Genomic DNA, 20,842 nt, shown 5'->3' with positions numbered 1-20,842 from the left:
AAGCCCGCTGTCGCAGGAGCGACCTCGCGTCGCGACCGGCGAGCTCGGCGAAAACCGGGAATTGCGGCGGGTTGATGCGGAAAGCAGGACGCAGAGGACGCAAAGGAAAAGCAGAAAGAACGCAAAGGAGAGCAAGAGCTATCTTGGATGAGCCTTTCTTCGTGTCCTTGCTGCTTTTCCTTCGCGACCTTCGCGTCCCGCCCCTGGCCCCGCTCGCGCCGCAAGGGCGCTGCTACCCGATGCCCGCTGTCGCAGGATCGACCTCGTGTCGCGACCGGGGTGCCGGCGAATACCGGGAGCTGCGGCGGGTTGATGCGCAAAGCAGGACGCAGAGGACGCAAAGGAAAAGCAGAAAGAACGCAAAGGAGAGCAAGAGCTATCCTGGATGAGCCCTTCTTCGTGTCCTTGCTGCTTTTCCTTCCCGACCTTCGCGACCTGCCCCTGGCCCCGGTCGCGCCGCGAGGGCGCTGCTACCCCGCGACCTTCGCGTCCTCCCCGTGGTCCCGGTCGCGCCACAAGGGTGCTGCTGCAGATGCCCGCTTTCAGGCTATCGTCCGCTCACAGCCACTGGACTTCGGGGGGAGACACCCATGCCGCATCGCGACGTCAGTTGGCGTGATCGATGGCGCTATCGCTTCGAGAACACGCTGTCGCGGGGCGCGCCGGCGATCATTGCCTGGCTGGCACTGGTGTCGGTGGTCATCGTGGTACTGGCGGCGATCACCATTGCCATCACCGGAATGGGCACTGATCCATCCGATGCCGACAATTCCCGACTCGGCTTCCTCGAAGGCGGCTGGCAGAGCCTGATGCACGCCATCGATGCCGGCAATCTCGCCGGCGATGCCGGCTGGGGTCTGCGCTTGCTGATGCTGGTCGTCACCATTGGCGGCATCTTCATCGTCAGCAGCCTGATCGGCACCATCACCGCGGGTCTGGAGGCGCGCCTGACCGAGTTGCGCAAGGGCCGCTCGCGGGTGATCGAGGACAATTTCACGCTGATCCTGGGCTGGTCGAGCAAGATCTATTCGATCATCGGCGAGTTGATCATCGCCAATGCCAACCAGAAACAGCCGCGCATCGTCATTCTGGCCGACCGCGACAAGGTCGACATGGATGACGACATCCGCGCCAAGTTTCCGAGCACTGGCAATACCAAGGTGATCTGCCGCAGCGGCGACCCGCTGGATCTGGACGATCTGGCCGTGGTTTCTCCCAATTCGGCGCGCGCGGTGGTCATTCTCGCGCCGGAGAGCGACAGCCCCGACATCCACGTCATCAAGTCGGTGCTGGCCCTGACCAACAATCCGAATCGGCGCGCCGAGCCCTATCACATCGTCGCCGAGATCCGGGACGAGGCCAACCTCGAAGCCGCCGAACTGGTGGGCGGCACCGAAGCCATCTACGTGCGTGGCGATGACCTGATTGCCCGCGTCACGGCGCAGACCTGTCGCCAGTCCGGCCTCAGCGTGGTCTACACCGAGCTGCTGGATTTCGACGGCGCCGAAATCTACATCAAGCCCGAGCCGGCACTGGCCGGCAGGAGCTATCGCCAGATCATCGATGCCTATGTCGATTCCGCGGTCATCGGCATCATGCGCGCCGACGGCGAAGCATTGGTGAATCCGCCGATGGACACCCGTTTCGCCGCCGGCGACAGCGTCATTGCGGTCAGCGAAGACGATGACACGCTGGTGCTGGCCGCTGCCGATATCGAGCCGCGGCCAGACCTGAGTGCGCTGGTGGCAGCCCCTGAGCACGCGGCACCGCCGGAACGAACGTTGATCCTGGGCTGGAATCCCAAGGGTGAGGCCATCATTCGCGAACTCGACAACTATGTATCCCCGGGCTCGGAAGTCGTGGTCATGTGCCAGCGTGAAGGCGTGCGTGACAGGCTGCTGCAGTTGTCCAAGACCATGCAGCGCCAGCGCTTGCGCTTTGCCGATGGCGATATCAGCAATCGCGGCAAGCTGGATGCCCTCAAGGTGCACACCTACCACCACATCATCCTGCTTAGCTACAGCGATCTGCCGGTGCAGCAGGCCGACGCGCAAACGCTGATCTCGCTGCTGCACCTGCGCAATATCGCCGAGCAGCAGGGTGTGGATCTGAACATCGTCAGCGAGATGATGGACATGCGCAATCGCACGCTGGCGCAGGTGGCCAAGGCCGATGACTTCATTGTCAGTGACAAGCTGGTCAGCCTGATGCTGTCGCAACTGGCCGAGAGCAAGGCGCTGGACAAGGTGCTGCAGATCCTGTTCAGCGCCGAAGGCTCGGAAATCTACATCCGCCCCGTGCGCGACTACATCAGCACCGAGCACATGGTCGATTTCTACACCCTCACCGAAGCCGCAGCCCGCCGCGGCGAGACCGCCATTGGCTACCGCCAGATGGCCTTCGCCCATGACGCCGATCGTGGCTACGGGGTCAAGCTCAATCCAAAAAAGACCGACAAGATCCGCTTCGCCGCCGATGACATGATCGTGGTGTTGGCAGAGGACTGATACCTTCGCGCCCCGCCCGTGGCCCCGGTCGCGCCGCAAGGGCGCGCCTACCCGAAGCCCGCGGCCGTAGGAGTGACCTCGTGTCGCGACCGCCGCGCTCGGCGAAAACCGGGAACCGCGGCGGGTTGATGCGGAAAGCAGGACGCGGAGGACGCAAAGGAAAAGCAGAAAGAAGGCAAAGTAGGGCAACGGCAATTCTGGATCAGCTCTTCTTCGTGTCCTTGCTGCTTTTCCTTCGTTGCCTCGCGTTCCGCTCCCGGTCCCGCTCGCGCCGCAAGGGCACTCCCGGTCGCGGACTGCCTTCAATGATGGTTTCGAATCGATCCCGCCGATTTCTTCAACTTCCCCCCATTGACAAGGCCCTCATCCCCCTCTAATCTGCACGGCTCGCGCAGGTGTGCTTGCATCTGAGCGACATGCCGAGGTGGCGGAATTGGTAGACGCACTAGTTTCAGGTACTAGCGGGGCGACCCGTGAAGGTTCGAGTCCTTTCCTCGGCACCAATTGAACATCCGGACGAAAGCAACACCGTCCGAAGCAACATCAAAAACCCCGCTCCGGCGGGGTTTTTGCGTTCTATGGCATCGAATAGCGTCCGATTGCATCCGGCCCCAGTTGGGGGCACACTTGGGGGCACATTCCCAGGCGGGGGCATATCGGGACCTAAGCCATGGCCAAGGCATCCAACAAGCTATCGGCAGTAGCACTGCGCAACCCCGCAGTCGGGCGGCATTGGGACGGCGGCGGGCTTTACCTGGAAGTGACTGCGGAGGGCGGCCGTTACTGGCGTTGGAAGTACAGGCACGGCGGGAAGGAAAAGCGCTTGGGCTTTGGCGTCTTCCCTGAGGTGTCGCTATCCGAGGCACGCAAGCGCCGCGACACAGCGCGGGAGCTGCTGCAAGCGGGAACGGACCCGAGCGAGCAACGCAAGACCGACAAAGCCGACGAGCTGCGCGCCTCGCGCGGCACTTTTGGCGCAGTGTGTGCGGACTGGCTGGCATTTAAGGGCAAGGCTTGGGCGCCCGAGAGCCTGCGCAAAGCGGATTACGTGGCGCGCACCTATCTGCTGCCCAAGCTCAAGACTAAGAAAGTCGCCACGCTGGCCAGCAAAGATGTGGCGGCGGTGCTTAAGGGCATTGCCGAGCATGCGCCGGACCTGGCGCGCAAGGCTCGGCAATATGCCCAAGGCGTGATCCGGTACGCGATCCGCGAGGATCTGCGCGACGAAGGGCGGCTGTTGATTCTGGATGATGTCTTCGCGGCGCCGAAGGGCGGGCATATCCCCGCAGAAACGATGCCCGAGGAAATTGCGGCACTGCTGAAGGCGGTGCGCGCCTACCCATCCGAAGTAACGCGCGCGGCGCTGCTGATGTGCGCCTACACGGCTCAGCGGCCGGGCATGGTGTCGGCTATGCGCTGGGACGAATTGGCGTTGGATGCTGCCGAGTGGCGCATTCCTGCCGAACGCATGAAGACCCGGCACGCACACATTGTGCCCCTGCCGCGGCAAGCGCTGGCACTACTGGAGGCAATGAAGGCCTACACCGCGGGCCGCGATTACGTGTTTCCCCCGCTGGCGCGCCAGACCACACCGCATTTGCATCGGGACGCATTGAGCAACGCGCTGCGCCGCATGGGCTTTGCCGGGAAGCATGCAACGCACGGCTTCCGGGGCATGCTGCGCACCGCTGGCCGGGAGCGCCTGGGGATAGATTCGGATGTGCTGGAGGCGCAATTGGCGCACGCCAAGCGCGGCAACGTGGCCAAGGCATATGACCGGACCACGTTCGGCGATGCCCGAGTGAAGGCTATGCAGAAATGGGCGGACTGGTTGGACAAGCTGACCGTGCCCGCGACCGTGACCAAGATTCAGAACACCGCGGCCCCGGCCGCATGAAGCGGCGACCCGCGGTGCGGTAACACCGCGGGGCGCCTACCACAACCGCCGACCACTAGGAGAAGGCGACCATGGCAACGAAGGACGATACAACGAGCAAGGCAGAGGCAGAGCTTGATGCAGTACCGCGCTTCACCACGGAGGTGCTGGCCCCTTTTGATGTGATGTACCAGCGCCTTGCCCAAGCGCGGGCTTTTTCACTGCTGTTGACTGGCGAAGGCTTTGACCACTTCACGCAGTTTCCGCCTGGGGTCCAGCACGACGCATTGGCCGCGCTCGATTCACTGCTGGATGACGCGGCAGTAGCGGCCTCAAGGGCTTCTGCTGATTCTGCGCGCGGGGTGCATCGTGATTGGGCGCCCGTTCACCCGCTGGCATCGCCACATGGAAGGCCCCGAGCTGGCGTTGGTCGTGGATGATCCGGCCGGCGGCAACCCGTTGGAATGGCATACCTTGGATGTGCGGGCATTGCCGCATCGTCCGGACTTGCTGGCTCGGCTTGGCTCCATTGTGCAGGTTCGCTTGATCGCAGATGCGGCGCGCGCCGAACTGGAGTACGCCAGCGCTCCGCACATACCGGAAGAGATCGACGGGCCGCAAGGTGAGTACGCCAGCATTCCGATTGTTGAGCCGCGAGAGCGGCGGACGGACGCGGGTGTGGGTCGCTGACGGTTGTGCTAGATCGGTGGCCCGTAGCGCTCACCACTGCGGGCCGATACGTTGCAGTGTGCTTCTATGCGGCGCGCGCCGCTTGAGAGGTAGCTATGTTTTTCGAGATGGGGCCGCGCGAGATTCCGCCGGCTGTGGCTGGCATCGCTGTGCTTCGCATGTTCACCAAGCCGCTAGAGAAGCGCGGGCTTGAATCGCTTTCTCTCGCGTTACAAGGTGTGCTTTTGGAGCTGAAGCCCACGCTTCCTAGCGGGTATGAAATGGACAGTGACGGGCTTGAGCAGAGGCCTAACGGTTACGATGCGCGGTCGCACTGCGAGCAAGCCGAGCGGCTGCTGTCGGCACTATTGGGGCCGTTGGATGCCAAGTGGAATGCTGCTTGGGAGGCTCACGGGGGCGAGAAAGATTGGTCTTCCGGTGAACCTATCGTAAGTGCAATGTTTCGGCGTTCGCTTGGCTCCGTCATTAAGGCTGCAAGGGCAGAAGTACAAGGCGATCTGCAGCGCGCTTGGCGCTGTATTGCGTCCGCTTCAATGTGTGCCGGGATAGCTTTAGGCGGAGGTTTTGCGCCTGATGTGCATGCCGAGATCAAGGCTGCGTTTGCCGAAACTGGCCGGAAGGGCGGGATTGCGAAGCACGCCAAAAGCAAAAAGGAGGAAGCAAAAGCACTATGGGTTGCGATGCGCAACAAAGAGCCAAAGCCGAACAACCACCTAGTTGCGCTAGCGATTGAAGAGGCAAAACACGCGGCCTACTCAACCGCGTTGAAGTGGATCACGGAATGGCGTAAAGCCAAGCCGTCGGCCTTGACGTAAAGCGACGATAGGCCTAGCAGCGCGAAGCTAGGCCTATCGGTGCGAACTTAGGCCTAGCCGCGTAGCCGAAGCGGTTGTTAGTACACAGTATTTGTCTCCGCCGGGCAGTCTCGCCCGTGTCTGGAGAGTATTGTGGACATTGGACAATCTGCCGCGAGTGCGGCCAAGCCAAAACCGAAACGCGCCTCCCGGCGTGTTGACCCTGCCCAGCGTAGCGCCACACGCCACAAATTAGCCGCAGATCGCGCCGCGGCTCTGCTGGCGGGCGATGGTCTGCTACGTTTGCCCGAAGTGCTCGCCGTCTTCCCTGTGAGCGCTTCCACCTGGTGGGAAGGCGTGCGCGTCGGGCGATATCCAAAGGCGGTCAAGATCGGGCCGCGTTGCACCTGCTGGCATGCCTCGTCCATACGGGAGCTGATCGCCAACGCCGGCACCGGGGAACAGCCATGACCGACGCACGCCTAAGCCACTGGCGCGCTAATCCCGTCCCAGCACGCCGCACCATCGCGCGCTTCTATGCTCACGGCGACGAGGCAGAACACGCGCCGGGCACGTTCTTCTGTCGTCGCTGCGATGCGTTCCACCGTGGCGAGCACTTCCCGTTGTGCGCGCCGCCCCGTTGCATCGGCGAAGTGGTTCGCGCGATACCTGACGAGCCGGCGGAAAATGCGTGGCAGCTTGCCCGTTCGCTGTACCTAATCCAAGCGCGGCGCGCTCGTGGTGATGTGATTGAGCGCACGGATGATTGCGCCTCAATCCTCACACGCGACGAGAAAGCGCGCGCCGCGGCCTACGTGGCGTATTGGCGTGCGAATCCGTCCAAGAGGTGGCGATACCATGCCGAATGACCGTGGGGCCGGGGGCACAAGGCAGCGCCACGGCTTCGCCACCATCGCAGCGGCGGCGCTGGCGGCGGTCGATTCGGTGTTGGCGCGCTGGCTTCCGGAAGGCAGGCGCGAGGGCCACGAATACAAGGCCCGCAATCCGACGCGCGCCGACAACAAACCCGGATCATTCTCGATCAACGTCAACACCGGGCAATGGGCCGACTTCGCCAGCGATGGAGGGGCGCGCGGCGGCGATCTGATCGCACTGATTGCCTACTTGGAAGGATGCAAGCAAGGCGAGGCGGCAAACAAGCTGGCGGAGTTTCTGGGGCTTCGAAGTGGCGAAGCTCCGGCGGCTCCGGCGCGCGCTGCGCAAGCGGCAGACAAGGGCGGCGCGGCGCCCGTTTGCCCCGTGCCCGACGATGCGCCAGCGGCGCCGGACGCGCACCCGAGGCACGGCAAGGCGTCCGCGGTGTGGACATACCGCGACCGCGACGGGCTCGAGCTGGCGCGCGTCTGCCGCTTTGATACCGGCAAGGGTAAGGAAGTATTGCCCCTGACCTGTTGGCGCGATCCGGGCGGGCTGCGTTGGCACTGGCGTGCATTGCCGGAACCGCGGCCCCTGTACGGGCTCGATCGGTTAGGCGATCGGCCGGGCGCGTTCGTTCTTGTGACGGAAGGCGAGAAGGACGCGGACGCGGCGGCATTGTTGCTGCCGGGGTTCGCAGTCGTCACCAGCTCGAACGGCGCGCGATCTGCGGGCAAGTCTGATTGGGCGCCTCTGCGTGGCCGGCGTGTCCTGGTGTGGCCGGATGCTGACGGCCCGGGCGCGGCCTATGCGGCCGACGTGGTGCGCCTCGCAACTGCCGCGGGCGCGCAATCGGTGGCGATCGTGAAACCGGAAGCCATAGCCGAGCATCGCCCCGAATCGGTGCGAGGCGAGCCGTTGCCCGAGGGCTGGGGCGCGGCGGATGCGCTGGCCGAAGGGATCGACCGGGAAGCGCTGGCGCGTGTGCTGGCGCACATGCAGGCCAGCAAGCCGGCCGGCGGCGCGCGCCGCACCCGTGAGCCGGCGCGCGCTCCGACCGGGCAGGGTGCGCCCCGTTCCGGCTTTGTTGAGATCAAGCAAGGCGACGCGCGCGGCCTGCGGCCGGGCGTCTACTGGCAACCCGTCGGCACGGTTCGCGGAAGCGGGGAGATGGTGGAAGGTGAGCCGCAGTTCATCTGTGCGCCGCTCAAGGTGGAGGCATTGACCCGCGACGCCACCGGCAACGAATGGGGGCGGCTGCTGACCTTCGCTGACCCTGACGGGACCATGCACACCTGGGCAATGCCGGCGGCCATGACAGCGCGCGGCGGCGACGAGTTGCGCGAGGAACTGTTACGGCAAGGGCTGGAAATCACACCAGATCCGAACCGGCGGCGGCGCCTGGTGGAGTTCATCTTGGGCGCTACGCCGGGCCGCTTCGCTCGCTGCGTTGGTCGCACTGGCTGGGATCGCGCCGCCTTTGTGCTGCCTGGCCGGGTGTTCGGCGACACCGGGGAGGAAGCCGTCATCCTTCAGACGGGCGCCAGCGAAGGCGCCAAGCTGTCCAGCTCCGGGACCTTGGATGAATGGCGGCGCCATGTGTCGGCGCCGTGCGCCGGCAATAGCCGGTTGGTCCTTTCCGTGAGCATGAGTTTTGCCGCCCCGTGCCTCGCACTTTGTGGCGCTGAAGGTGGCGGGTTGAACTTGAAGGGCGATTCGACCATGGGCAAGTCAACGGCGCTTTGGCTCGGTGCGTCGGTCTATGGCTCGCCTCTTTCGGATGGTTACGTGCGGCAGTGGAAGCAGACGGATAACGCACTAGAAAGTGTGGCCGCGCTCCATTCGGACCTGCTGCTTTGCCTGGATGAGCTGGGGCAATTAGAAGCGAAATCAGCGGCGGGAGTTGCTTACCTGCTGGGCAATGGTTGCGGTAAAGCCCGCTCGCGTCGCGATGGTTCGCTACGTGCGCCGGCAACCTGGCGCGTCTTGTTTCTCTCTACCGGCGAAATCGGGTTGGCAAACTTGATGCAGGAAGCTGGAGGGCGCGAGCGCGGAGGTATGGCGGTTCGTGTTGTTGACCTTCCAGCCGACGCGGGCGCCGGCCTGGGCGTGTTTGACGTGGTGCCCGAGGGAATGCGGCCGGGTGAGTTCGCGGACGCTCTGCGCGCCGCTGCGTCGCGCTACCACGGGACTGCGATCAATGGGTTTCTTGATGCGCTGACCAAGAACCTTGAGCAGGCCCGCGGCTTCCTGCGTGAGTACGTGCCTAGCCTGGCTGCCGACCTGGCCGGCACCGACGCGGCCGGACAAGTGCGGCGTGTGGCGCAGCGGTTCGCGCTGATCGCTGCCGGCGGGCGCCTGGCTTCTGAGTTCGGGCTAACCGGGTGGGAGGCATGGGAAGCGCCGGACGCCGTGCGCCGCTGCTTTGCGGACTGGCTGGCAAACCGCGGTAGCAAGGGTGAGAGCGAACCGGCGGCGATGCTGGCTCAGGTTCGGCACTTCCTGGAACAGAACGGAGAGGCGCGCTTTTCGGGCTATGACCGGGGCGAGGATGACCGGGCGCCGCGTACCTTGATGCGCTGCGGGTGGCGTAAGAAGGCCGAAGGCGGCGGGCAAGAGTACCTGATCTTCCCAGAGTCCTTCCGGCATGAAGTCTGCGCAGGGTTCGACGCGCGCGAAGTGGCGCGGCTCTTGGTGAAGTGCGGTGCACTGATGCCACAAGGCGACAGCGCCACGCGCAAGGAACGGATGCCCGACGGTGCGCTGATGCGGGTCTATCGCGTGCTGCCGGCGATATGGGACGCGGTGCCGTGAAGGTGGCGCATTGCGTCGGATCGTCCGGCCGTATCCGCTGGCGTCCGGATGGTGTGCGAATTGTCCCAGTAGTTGCCCAAAACTGGGACAAACTGGGACAGCCTAAGCTATTGATTAGAAAGGCTGTCCCAGTTGTCCCAGTTGTCCCAGTTCGGAAAGGTGAAAGTGTAAGTGATGTGTGGTTAGAAATAGGGACCGGCGGCGGCCGACGGGCCGCAGGAAATTCATCCGCGCGGCCTATCTATGCCATGAATATTCATATCGACTTGGGTCCTCCCCACAAGGTTTCTTGTGCGGGTGTGCATGGCCGCGCAAAATGTGTAGTCAGATCATGTACATATCGGTCAATTGAGTTGATTTTGAGCGCAAGTTTTGTTGTGTTTTGCATAAAAATGCGGGGTGCATGAATGAATAAAGTGACGGATGTGGCCGGCCTTCCCCATGAATGCACAAAGGCGGAATTTGCGCGCCTGCTTGGTGTTGGCGCTGCGAACGTGAGCCGATGGGCTGCGGCTGGCAGGTTGGACTTAAACAAGCATGGGCGGGTGGTGGTGGTCACAAGCCTGACCAAGCTGCTAGCAACTGCCGACCCTTCGCGGGGTGGGCTGCGTGGCAATGCCGGCGTTTCAGGTAGCGGATCGGTGGATACCATCCGGCGATTGTTGGCAGAAGATGCGGCGCAGCGAGACCCGAGCCGTCAGGTCAGCAGCCTAAAGGCGCAAGTTGCAGAGCTGACTCGGCAGCTTGCTGCGGAGGTCGCGTTCAGGAAGGAGCGGCACTTGTCCGCTGATGACCTGGCCGCAAAGCTGTGCGCCTTCGCTGAACAAATTGACGCGGCATGGGGGCAGCTTTCGGATTGTCGCAAGGCGGACGGTGACGCGTTTGAGCGCCTTTGGGATCGGATAGAGGGGCGCGTCTTCTACGGGTGGTCGGATGCTGAGGCGGACGAGCATATACGGCAGACCTACGAAGGCGAGCCATAGTGTCCCAGTGTCCCAGTGTCCCAGTGCTTCACACAGATACATAGCTTCGCGCGCTTCCCTGCCGGTCCTGACTCGGCTTCCGTGTCGCTTGCCATCCGCAATCCTCCTACACATTCACCTTTCCGAGCTGGGACAACTGGGACAACTGGGACAGCCTTTTCAATCAATGGCTTAGGCTGTCCCAGTTTGTCCCAGTTTCGGGCAACTACTGGGACAAAATGCGGAAATGTCGGACGCTGGCGCGCTGCGTCGGACACTCGGCACTGTTCGCGGGTCCTCCTGGTGCCTCCTTCGTGCGGGTTCGCTAGGCCGCAAATTTCGTGCAGGTTTAGGGTTCCGGCTTTGGTTCCGGTGGTGCGCCTCGTTCGTTCAAACTTGCTGCGCCTTGCGCCGCGGCCGTGCTCGCCAGCTCGGGCCCGCCGGCACCGCTCGATCGCCACGGCGCGCGCCGGCTTGCGGTCTGGCCATCGCTCCGCCCTGGTGCTGCCTCTTGATTCCGCAAGCGCGCGGCAACTGCCGGAGGGTGTCAATTTCCGCGCGTGTTGTTTCCCCTGCCGTCGGACCTTCCGGGCCGAATTTGCCCCGCTGCGCGGCGCGAATGTGGGGTAAATTGCGGGGTACTGTCTAACGACGTGCTCAATAAATACTGTGAAAACAGCTTGGTAGCGGGCGGGTTCGAATCCTTGTGGAGGACTCGCGGGCCGGATTGGGCTCTATCGGGCGCAATCGCGATGAACCGCAGCGCCTGGGCTCACCAGTTCGGGCCCGTCGGCACCGGATCGCCACGCCGGCACCGATGCCGCTCGATCGCCACGGCGCGCGCCGCCTTGCGGTCTGGCCAGAGCTCCGCCCTGGTGGTGCCCCTCGGGCTTCGGGCTCCGCCTGGGCTCACCAGTTCGGGCCCGCCGGCACCGCTCGATCGCGACGGCGCGCGCCGGGTTGCGATCTGGCCGGCGCTTCGCCCTGGTGGTGCCCCTCGGGCTGGCGCTTGTGCCTGGGCTCGCCAGCTCGGGCCCGCCGGCACCGGATCGCCACGCCGGCGCCGATGCCGCTCGATCGCCATGGCGCGCGCCGCCGGGCGGTCTGGCCAGAGCTCCGCCCTGGTGGTGCCCCTCGGGCTTCGGGCTCCGCCTGGGCTCGCCAGTTCGGGCCCGCCGGCGCCGCTCGATCGCGACGGCGCGCGCCGGGTTGCGGTCTGGCCGACGCTTCGCCCTGGTGGTGCCCCTCGGGCTTCGGGCTCCGCCTGGGCTCACCAGCTCGGGCGCCGGCTCGGCTGTGCGCTGGCTCCGGTTAGGGTGTGCTGCCGGCGGTTTCCTGAAGTGCGCGGTAGATGGTGGCGCGCCCGACTTGGAACTTGCTCTGAAGCTGACCAACGGAGAAGCTCTCTTCCGTATGCAGGCGGCGGATGGTTGCTTTTTGGTCATCCGTGAGCACTGCTTTGCGTCCAAACTGGACGCCTTTTTGCTTCGCGAGCGAGATACCGTCAAGCTGACGCTCTGCGCGGATGTCCGCCTCGAACTGCGCGAAAGCACCCAGTAGGCCGAACATCAAGCGCCCCTCGGATGTTGACGTATCAATGGATTGATCCAGCACGCGCAGCGCAACGCCTTTCTTCTCCAGACTGTCGGCGATCTTGGCCAGATCCAGAACGGAACGGGCCATCCGGTCCAGCCGAGAAATAACCAAGGTGTCGCCTTCACGGACGTATGCCAAGCATGCTTGCAACTGCGGGCGGTTCTCGGAGACGCGGCCCGACTTCTTCTCGGCGAAGATTCGCGCGCATCCTGCATTCGTCAGCTTTTCCATCTGCACGTCAAGGGACTGACCAACCGACGAGACGCGGGCGTATCCGACTTGCTGGCTCATTTCCGTGTCTCCTATATCCTTAGATGTTGTGAGACAGCATAGTGGAACGACTTTTGAGACGCAATGGGCGGCGTCTCTCTGTGTATACATTTCGGACAAGCGGTAGGCTTTGGACGTTGCCGGACGCAACCGGACAACGCGCGCGGCGCGCGCGGGCTCCTTTGGTCGTGTTCCTCGGCTCGGGGCGTCGCCTGGGCTCGCCAGCTCGGGCAGGCCGGCACCAGCATCGATGCCCCCTCGCTCGCCACGGCGCGCGCCGCCTTGCGGGCTGTGCGGCGATCCGCCCTGGTGGTGTTCCTCGGCTCGGGGCGTCGCCTGGGCTCATCAGCTCGGGCAGGCCGGCACCAGCATCGATGCCCCCTCGCTCGCCACGGCGCGCGCCGCCTTGCGGGCTGGTGGTGTTCCTCGGCTCGGGGGTGCCGTGTTGTAGTGAATTGCAACCGACGGGCGGGCGCGGGGGGCGGAGCGCTCCCGCGTCTGGAATCAGCCTACCGGGCGATAGATGGGGGCACATCTGGGGGCATATTGAAAACGACGAAACGGGAAACCCACGCGCGGCGCGTTTTCTGGCTGTGGTTTGTGTCCTTTCCTCGGCACCAATTGAACATCCGGACGGGTCCAGATTCGTCCGAAGAAACACCAGAAACCCCGCTCCGGCGGGGTTTTTTCGTTCTGGGGGGCATCGCAGTTGGATGGTATCCAGAACGGTAGCTCGGTTCCGGTGCGGCTGAGGTTGGAACCTTGCTCGTGCCTTGGTCGCGCCGGCGGCCACGGCTCTTGAGCGTTGATCTCCGGGTTCATTCTTCGGCCACAATGTCGGCCAGCATCGGGCTGCGTCCAAGGCTGGGATATCGCGCGCCGCTGGCTCGACATTCACACGGACGCTATGGAAGGTTCGGAAAGCCCTCGTCGCGCAAGTTGCCGATTCCGCGCTCCAGATCCTGGGCCAGCGCTGGCAATCGCCTGCCGCGAATGCAGAAGGCCTCGTCGCCAATGATCGCGTAATCGGATGATGGGAAACGTTCGGCGATGCCGTGAGCACTCATGCCGTCGGTGCGACCAAACACGAGGTTATCGGCGAACTCAACCAGTTCGCTACCGTCGTCATTGTCGCAACTCGCCCAGTCGCCATCGACGGTGGGGTAGACCGAGACCGCCAGCCCCGGGGGAAGCAAAGCTCCATCGGGTGATACAAGGACGTAGAGCAGGGCGTGGCGGCTTTCCGCGTAGAAGGAAGTCCACCCCGAGGCAATGAAATCGACGGTATCACCCGTTTCGCCCTTGATCGTCTTCAGCACGCGATAGCGAGCCATGTAGTTCAAATCGTCCCCACCGCATCGGGTGCTGTCCGTGTCGTCCTCAGCCTCAGCCTCGGCCTCGTCCTGGGACTGGCTCATATCCTCGGTCGACCAGCGGTAGGGGACGCAATCGATCGGATCGAAGGCCAACTGCTCCCCGACGAATTGCAACAGGTGCGTCGGCTTCCGATCTGGCTGCGGCACCTTGGTATCCGTGGCTGCCGCGGAGGCTGCAAGCAGGAGTACCAGAGCTTCAGCGATCATCGCGCCGCTCCCGCCAATTCGGGCAGTGCAGCCTTGAGCACGTCGTCATCGCGCACCAAGGCCGACACCAGGTCGGCCACCGGTATTCCCCGGCGACATACGACTTCATTGCCATCGACCTCGTGCCAGCGCGGGTCGTATGCCGTCTTGCGACCCAGCGCTGACATGCGATGGGTATCGTCCACCACCAGCTTCGGAGAGAAGAGTACATCGCGCAATTCTGGGCCCCGCGGATCCAGTGGCTCGCTGAGATCCTTCGGGCCGCCGCCCAGCGGTCCACAGGATGCGAAACTGAGGTCTCTGGTGGGGTAGACCGGCACCTGCTGATACTTGATCAGCGTCAGTTGGTCGCCGCGCCGCTCTACGAATGCCAAGGCAAAGCGGGAGTGCCCAAACGGAATCAATATGGCATGTTCTGCTACTGCGAACTCAAGCTCTTCGCCGGGTCGGACGCCGTGGATCCCTTCGACAACCCGGTAGCGGGCGGTGTGCCAGGAATCGAATATGAGGCAGCCATCGCAGCTGATGTCCAGCGGCTCATAAGACAGCTGCTCGCCCACGAAAACCAACACTTCACCGGCATCGCCGGGTTCGCTATTTCGCTGCATCACGATGGAAGTACCCTGCGCCGCGACGGCTGCAGCCTGCGAGGTGGCCACCAGCAACGCAGCGACGAGACGGGCGCGCGACATGTCATTTTTCTCCGGCGATGCCGGAGCATTAGGCCGGAGCGTCGGCGGGCTGTCCAGACAACAGTCGGCCGCACATTCGCCATCGCGGCTAGTCTGAAGCATCATGCTTGGCCCTTGGCTCCGCCGTCCCGCCATGCAGCTCCTGATCAGCACAACCCACCAGCCGGCAACCGACCTCGGTTATCTGCTGTCGAAGAACCCGGATCGGCACCAGGAATTCCCTCTGGCCTTCGGCACTGCGCATGTGTTCTATCCGGAGGCCACGGTGGAGCGATGCGCAGTCGCGCTGGTGGTTGATGTCGATCCAGTCGGGCTGGTGCGTGGGCGAGGTGATGCGGATGGTCCGTTGACGCAGTACGTGAACGACCGGCCGTACGCCGCATCGTCGTTCCTGGCGGTGGCCATCGCCCAGGTGTTTTCCAGCGCCATGGCGGGTACGAGCAAGGCGCGTGCCGATCTGGCGGCATCGGCGATTGCGCTTGAGGCCGAAATCCCGGTGCTGCGCTGTCGCGCGGGTGCAGACAAGGTCCGCGCATGCTTTGGGCCTCTGGGGTACCAGGTCGATGTGCAGCCGCTGCCGCTGGACGAGACATTTCCGGATTGGGGCGCGAGCCGCTACTTCCGACTGCATTTGCGTGGCTGCTTGCGCCTGGCCGAACTGCTGCAGCATTTGTATCTGCTGTTGCCGGCGCTGGATGGCGACAAGCACTATTACGTGGGCAGCGACGAGGTCCAGAAGCTGCTCGACAAGGGCGGCGACTGGCTGGCGACGCACCCAGAGCGTGACTGGATACTCTCCAACTATCTCAAACGGCAGCGCTCGCTGGTGCGTGAGGCGCTGGGCAAGTTGTTGGCTGAGCCAGAGGAGGAAGTCGGCGCGACCGACCGGGAGAAGGAAGCTGGCGAGCAGCAGCTTGAGCGCGCTCTCAGCCTGAACGAGCGGCGCATGGCCGCGGTCGAGGAAGTGCTGCTGCGTTGTGGCGCGGGATCGGTGCTGGACGTGGGTTGCGGCGAAGGTCGGCTGCTGGGTCGTCTGCTCGAACACAAGCAGTTCCGGACGATCCTGGGTATCGACGTTTCGGCGGTATCGCTCGAACGCGCCGCAGAGCGCCTGAAACTCGACCGCATGGCGCCGATGAAGCGCGCCCGCATTGATCTGCAGCAGGGCAGCCTGACCTATCGCGACGCGCGCATGGCCGGATTCGACGCCGCCTGCGCCATCGAGGTGATCGAGCACATCGACGCCACGCGTCTGGATGCCTTCGAGCGCACCTTGTTCGAGTTCGCGCAGCCCGAGACGGTGGTCATCACCACGCCCAATGTCGAGTACAACGCGCGCTTCGCGAATCTGGCCGCTGGCACGATGCGCCACCGCGACCACCGTTTCGAGTGGACACGCGCTGAGTTCGAGGCCTGGGCCGCAGGCGTTTGTCAACGCCACGGCTATTCGGTCGAGTTTCTGCCCATCGGCGATGTCGATCCCGAACTGGGGCCGCCGACTCAGATGGGAGTCTTCAGCCGATGAGCATCGTCCGAGTCCCCGAACTTTCGTTGGTCGCGCTGATTGGCGCGTCCGGCTCCGGCAAATCAACTTTCGCGCGCACGCATTTCAAGCCGACCGAGGTGATTTCCTCGGACTATTGCCGTGCGCTGATTTCCGATGATGAGAATGACCAGTCGGCGACCAAGGATGCCTTTGACGTCCTTTATTACATCGCCGGCAAGCGCCTGGCCGCCGGAAAACTCACCGTGGTCGATGCCACCAACGTGCGGCCCGAAGATCGCAAGCGTCTGGTGGCGCTGGCGCGCGAGCACCACGTTCTTGCCTCGGCGATCGTGTTCGATTTGCCCGAGCGCCTGCTTCACGAACGCAACGCGCTGCGCCCGGATCGCGACTTCGGTCCGCATGTGATCAGATCGCAGACGCAGAGCCTGCATCGGTCGATGCGAGGGCTGGAGAAGGAAGGCTTCAAGGTGGCGGCGGTGCTGCGCAGCGTCGAGATGGTCGCCGACGCCGAAATCACGCGTGAGAAGGCGTGGAACGATCGCCGTGATCAGCACGGCCCCTTCGACATCATTGGCGATGTGCACGGCTGCCTGGATGAATGCGTGCAGCTGTTGCGCACGCTCGGTTACACCATCACCGGCAGCCGCGAGGCGCCAGAAGTGACGGCGCCCGAAGGGCGTCGGGCGGTCTTCGTTGGCGATCTGGTCGACCGCGGTCCGGATTCGCCCGGCGTGTTGCGGCTGGTCATGGCGATGGTGGCCAATGGGACGGCCTTCTGCGTGCCGGGCAATCACGACGTCAAGCTGATGAAGAAGCTGCGCGGGCGTGACGTCAAGATCAGCCACGGCCTGGCGGAAACACTACAACAGCTCGAATCCGAGCCTGACGACTTCCGAAAGCAGGTCGGCGACTGGATCCATACGCTGGTGAGCCATCTGGTGTTCGATGACGGCAAGCTGGTGGTTGCCCACGCCGGCATGAAAGAGAGCATGCAGGGCCGCGCCTCGGGCGCCGTGCGAGATTTCGCCTTGTACGGCGAGACCACCGGCGAGACCGATGAATACGGCCTGCCGGTGCGATACAACTGGGCCGGCGATTATCGGGGTGCAGCGATGGTGGTCTACGGCCACACGCCGGTGCCGGACGCAGAATGGGTGAACCGCACCATCTGCGTCGACACCGGCTGCGTGTTCGGCGGCAAGCTCACCGCCTTGCGCTACCCCGAGCGCGAACTGGTCAGCGTGCCGGCCATCCGCACCTGGTACGAACCGATCAAGCCGCTCGCCGGCCCTGCTGCGCCCGCGCGCGATGCCAGTGTGCTCGATGTCGAGGATGTGCTCGGCAAGCGCGTGATCAAGCCACGCCTGGGGCGTACGGTGACCATCCGCGATGAAAACGCGCGCGCAGCGCTTGAAGTGATGAGCCGCTTCGCGGTTGACCCGCGTTGGTTGGTGTACCTGCCACCGACAATGTCGCCGCCGGCCACGGCCGCGACCGGCGATTGGCTCGAACGCCCGGCCGAAGCCTTCGACTACTATCGCGCCGAAGGCGTGACCCAGCTGGTGTGCCAGGAAAAGCACATGGGTTCGCGCGCGGTTGTGGTGCTGTGCCGCGACGAGGAGGTCGCCGGCCGCCGCTTCGGTATTCGCGGCGATGGCCGAGGCGTGATCTACACGCGCACGGGCCGGCGGTTTTTCAACGACGGCAGCACCGAGGAAGCCTTGCTGGCCAAATTGGATGCGGCGATGCAGGCCAGTGGCTTGTGGGATGAGTTGGCCAGTGACTGGATCGCTCTCGACGCCGAACTGTTGCCGTGGTCGGCGAAGGCTGGCGATCTGCTGCGGCAGCAATACGCGCCGACCGGTGCGGCAGGGACCCATGCCTTGCACGCGTCTCGCGACTGGGCCGTTCAGGCCGCTGCCCGCGGCATCGACCTGGGTTCATTGCCGGCAACGCTGGCGCAGCGTGCCGATGGCATTGACCAGTATGTTGCCGAATACCGACGCTACTGCTGGCCAGTGCATGGCGTTGATGATCTGCGCCTGGCGCCGTTCCACGTGCTCGCATACGAAGGTGCAGCGAGCCTGCAGAACGACCACCGCTGGCATCTGGATCTGATCGACCGCTTGTGTACTGCGGATCCCGGTCTGTTCCGACCCACCCAGCGCCGCCATGTCGACCTGGCGGATCCGGTGAGCGAGGCGGAAGCGACCGCGTGGTGGCATGAGATCACCAGCGCTGAAAGCGAGGGCATGGTGATCAAGCCCGTCGAAGGCATCGTGATTGGCCAGAAGGGCCTGCTGCAGCCGGCGATCAAGTGCCGCGGCCGCGAATACCTGCGCATCATCTACGGTCCGGCCTATACCGAGCCTGCCAACCTCGAACGCCTGCGTCAGCGCGCGCTGGCTCCGAAACGAGCCCTGGCCCTGCGCGAGTTCGGGCTCGGGCTTGAAGCCTTGCACCGATTCGTAGAGCGTGAACCGCTGTACCGCGTCCATGAGTGCGTATTTGGCGTGTTGGCGTTGGAAAGCGAGCCGGTCGATCCGCGACTCTGAGGGCGCATCCGACCGCTGAGGCCGCCATCAGTCACAGTGACCTCCCGCCCATGCGCGTGCCGCGGTTGCTCTCTACGCTCCCTTCACTTTCAGAGTGGCGGGGTGTCTCATGTTCAAACAGCTCTTGGCTGCCGGTTTGCTGGCGGCTTCGTTTTCGGCAATGGCCGCGGCGCCCGGCAAGGGCGACGGCGATTGGGTGGCGCGATCCAACCAGATCGCCCACGAGGTGCTGGAATCGCAGGCGAAGTTCGCGCCTGAGTTTGCCAGTCAGGTCGGGGTGACGGGTTTCGACGAGCAGATCTTTGATCTGGGTCCGGATCTGGCCCAGCGCCAGATCGCCGAGGCGCAGAAGCACATCGCCAGGCTGGAAGGCCTGCTGGCCACCGAATCCGATCCGCGGGTGGCGCAGGATCTGCAGATCATGATCCAGTCGCAGCAGGACAGTATTGAATCCACGCAGGTGAATTACGATCGGGTGATGCCATACGGCAACATCAACGGCCTGATCTTTGCCGGTTTTCGTGGTCAGCTCGACAAGCAGGTGCCGATGGAGCAGCGCAAGGCGGCATTGGTGCGCTTGAAGAAGTACACCGGTGAGGCGGAGGGTTTCGAGCCTCTGTTGGAGCTGGCCAAGGAACGTCTGACCGAGCGCATGGGGGTCAAGGATCTGATCCTGCCCTATCGCGGCGAGGTCGAGAAGGATCTGGAAGACGCGCCCAAGCTGATCGAGGGTCTGGAGCAGGTGTTCCAGGCCAGTGGGCTCGACGGCTGGCAGGATTCGCTGGCACTGCTGCAGTCGCAGCTGCGCGACTACAACGAGTGGGTGCGCAAGACCATTCTGCCCAATACCCGCGACAGCGCGATGTTGCCGCGCGAACTCTACGAGCTGCAGCTGAAGAATTTTGGCGTGCACGCCAGCCCGGAAGAGCTGATGGTCATCGGCCAGGTGGCTTTCATGGATATCCGCAACGAGATGATGGCGCTGGCGCCGCTGGTGGCCAAGGAGAAGGGCTACAACACCAAGGACTATCGCGAAGTCCTGCGGCTGTTGAAGAAGGAGCAGATCCACGGTGACGCGCTGATGGCCACCTATCAGGAGGTCATGGCCGAGATCGACCGGATCATTGCCCGCGAGAAGCTGGCGACGTTGCCGAACGAGCCGGCACGAGTGCGCATGGCTACCGCCGCGGAGACGGCACAGCAGCCAGCCGCACATCTGGACACACCGCGGCTGGTCGGCAACACCGGCGAGTATCCGGAATTCATCGTGCCGCTCATCGAGCAGAACAAGGATGGCAGCTGGCCGGACAGCGATTACGCCTATCGGGCGATGATGTGGAGCCTGTCTGCACACGAGGCCCGTCCTGGCCACGAGATGCAGTTCACCACCATGCTGCGTGGTGGTGTTTCGACGGCGCGCGCCCTGTTCGCCTTCAACTCGGCCAATGTCGAGGGCTGGGCGCTGTACGCAGAATCGATCATGAAGCCGCACATGCCGCTGGATGGCCAGTTGGCGTCGCTGCAATACCGCTTGCTCCGGGCTGCCCGGATCTGGCTGGATCCGGCCATCAACCTCGGCCTGGTCACGCCGGCCGAAGCCAAGCGCGTGCTGATGGAAGAAGTCGTGGAGGACGACCTCAACGCCCAGACCGAGATCGATCGCTACACCTTCCGCTCACCGGCCCAGGCCACGGCCTATTACTACGGCTACACCCAGCTGCAAGCCCTGCGCGCCGAGACCGAGTTGCAGTTGAAGGATCAGTTCGATGCAGCCGCTTTCCACGATTTCATCCTGAACCAGGGACTGCTGCCGCCGGAAGTGTTGAAGAAGGCGGTGCATGACGACTTTGTGGCGCCGCGTCTGAAGAAGGCAGCTGGTTGAGTGCCAGCCGGGATCGCCGACTAGCCGTCGGCGCTCTTGCTCTTCGCTCTTCCGAAGCCAGGAGCTGCCGAGTACAACTCGGCGATCCCGGCGGCGATTGCGGCACAAACTTGCGACTTTCGTGATCGTCAGGAACTGTGAATACTCGCCGCTGTCTTCACAGTGGCTTCACTGCTGTCGCCGAGCGGAATCCGCAGGAATGCGGAGATCGCCCGACAGGAAGTTCCTCCTGAATCGT

15 protein-coding genes and 1 tRNA gene are annotated in these 20,842 nt (G+C 63.9%); 13 read left to right on the top strand and 3 right to left on the bottom strand.

Going from position 1 to position 20,842, the window contains the following annotated elements; all coding sequences use genetic code 11:
* Nucleotides 1–590 precede the first annotated feature (590 nt).
* The 10 genes from H7A19_10470 (at nucleotide 591) to H7A19_10425 (ending at nucleotide 10,540) form a co-directional block, all read left to right on the top strand.
* On the top strand, nucleotides 591–2,507 hold the full coding sequence (locus H7A19_10470) for a potassium transporter TrkA (GenBank protein MCP5475247.1): 1,917 nt from the start codon (nucleotides 591–593) through the stop codon (nucleotides 2,505–2,507).
* A gap of 418 nt (nucleotides 2,508–2,925) precedes the next feature.
* Nucleotides 2,926–3,010, top strand: a tRNA-Leu gene (locus tag H7A19_10465).
* Between the two features lie 167 nt (nucleotides 3,011–3,177).
* Complete coding sequence (locus H7A19_10460) at nucleotides 3,178–4,404, top strand: integrase arm-type DNA-binding domain-containing protein (protein MCP5475246.1); 1,227 nt, start codon at nucleotides 3,178–3,180, stop codon at nucleotides 4,402–4,404.
* Between the two features lie 71 nt (nucleotides 4,405–4,475).
* Entirely contained in the window at nucleotides 4,476–4,823 is a 348-nt protein-coding gene (locus H7A19_10455) for a hypothetical protein (protein ID MCP5475245.1), read from the top strand.
* Nucleotides 4,789–5,073, top strand: coding sequence for a hypothetical protein (locus H7A19_10450; protein MCP5475244.1), 285 nt, complete (start codon nucleotides 4,789–4,791; stop codon nucleotides 5,071–5,073). Before H7A19_10455 ends, H7A19_10450 begins: the two co-directional genes overlap by 35 nt.
* A gap of 95 nt (nucleotides 5,074–5,168) precedes the next feature.
* Entirely contained in the window at nucleotides 5,169–5,888 is a 720-nt protein-coding gene (locus tag H7A19_10445; GenBank protein ID MCP5475243.1) for a hypothetical protein, read from the top strand.
* A 255-nt stretch (nucleotides 5,889–6,143) separates the two neighbouring features.
* Nucleotides 6,144–6,338 carry an AlpA family phage regulatory protein gene (locus H7A19_10440; protein MCP5475242.1) on the top strand — a complete coding sequence of 65 codons (195 nt, stop codon included), beginning with the start codon at nucleotides 6,144–6,146 and terminating at the stop codon, nucleotides 6,336–6,338.
* The gene (locus H7A19_10435; GenBank protein ID MCP5475241.1) at nucleotides 6,335–6,736 is read left to right on the top strand and encodes a hypothetical protein; all 402 of its coding nucleotides are present in this window, start codon (nucleotides 6,335–6,337) and stop codon (nucleotides 6,734–6,736) included. Before H7A19_10440 ends, H7A19_10435 begins: the two co-directional genes overlap by 4 nt.
* A complete protein-coding gene (locus H7A19_10430) occupies nucleotides 6,726–9,557 on the top strand; it encodes a DUF927 domain-containing protein (protein MCP5475240.1) in 2,832 nt (943 codons plus the stop codon). Before H7A19_10435 ends, H7A19_10430 begins: the two co-directional genes overlap by 11 nt.
* 407 nt (nucleotides 9,558–9,964) lie before the next feature.
* Nucleotides 9,965–10,540, top strand: a complete 576-nt coding sequence (locus H7A19_10425) for a hypothetical protein (GenBank protein MCP5475239.1) — start codon at nucleotides 9,965–9,967, stop codon at nucleotides 10,538–10,540.
* Between the two features lie 1,290 nt (nucleotides 10,541–11,830).
* Here H7A19_10425 and H7A19_10420 read toward each other — a convergent pair.
* The 3 genes from H7A19_10420 to H7A19_10410 all read right to left on the bottom strand — a co-directional run bounded on the left by H7A19_10420 (nucleotide 11,831) and on the right by H7A19_10410 (nucleotide 14,660).
* Complete coding sequence (locus H7A19_10420; GenBank protein ID MCP5475238.1) at nucleotides 11,831–12,406, bottom strand: recombinase family protein; 576 nt, start codon at nucleotides 12,404–12,406, stop codon at nucleotides 11,831–11,833.
* An 884-nt stretch (nucleotides 12,407–13,290) separates the two neighbouring features.
* Nucleotides 13,291–13,968 carry a hypothetical protein gene (locus H7A19_10415; GenBank protein MCP5475237.1) on the bottom strand — a complete coding sequence of 226 codons (678 nt, stop codon included), beginning with the start codon at nucleotides 13,966–13,968 and terminating at the stop codon, nucleotides 13,291–13,293.
* The gene (locus H7A19_10410) at nucleotides 13,965–14,660 is read right to left on the bottom strand and encodes a hypothetical protein (GenBank protein MCP5475236.1); all 696 of its coding nucleotides are present in this window, start codon (nucleotides 14,658–14,660) and stop codon (nucleotides 13,965–13,967) included. The genes H7A19_10415 and H7A19_10410 overlap by 4 nt, the downstream gene beginning before the upstream one ends.
* Nucleotides 14,661–14,793: 133 nt before the next feature.
* On the opposite strand from H7A19_10410, the gene H7A19_10405 reads away from it, so the two are divergent.
* The 3 genes from H7A19_10405 to H7A19_10395 all read left to right on the top strand — a co-directional run bounded on the left by H7A19_10405 (nucleotide 14,794) and on the right by H7A19_10395 (nucleotide 20,604).
* Nucleotides 14,794–16,185, top strand: a complete 1,392-nt coding sequence (locus H7A19_10405; protein MCP5475235.1) for a 3' terminal RNA ribose 2'-O-methyltransferase Hen1 — start codon at nucleotides 14,794–14,796, stop codon at nucleotides 16,183–16,185.
* The gene (locus tag H7A19_10400; GenBank protein ID MCP5475234.1) at nucleotides 16,182–18,722 is read left to right on the top strand and encodes a polynucleotide kinase-phosphatase; all 2,541 of its coding nucleotides are present in this window, start codon (nucleotides 16,182–16,184) and stop codon (nucleotides 18,720–18,722) included. Before H7A19_10405 ends, H7A19_10400 begins: the two co-directional genes overlap by 4 nt.
* 109 nt (nucleotides 18,723–18,831) lie before the next feature.
* Entirely contained in the window at nucleotides 18,832–20,604 is a 1,773-nt protein-coding gene (locus tag H7A19_10395; GenBank protein ID MCP5475233.1) for a DUF885 domain-containing protein, read from the top strand.
* Nucleotides 20,605–20,842 lie beyond the last annotated feature (238 nt).

This window comes from Rhodanobacteraceae bacterium, assembly GCA_024234055.1.
Classification (GTDB): domain Bacteria; phylum Pseudomonadota; class Gammaproteobacteria; order Xanthomonadales; family SZUA-5; genus JADKFD01.
The sequence above is the reverse complement of the archived record's forward strand: the minus strand, read 5'-3'. Positions and strand labels throughout refer to the sequence as shown.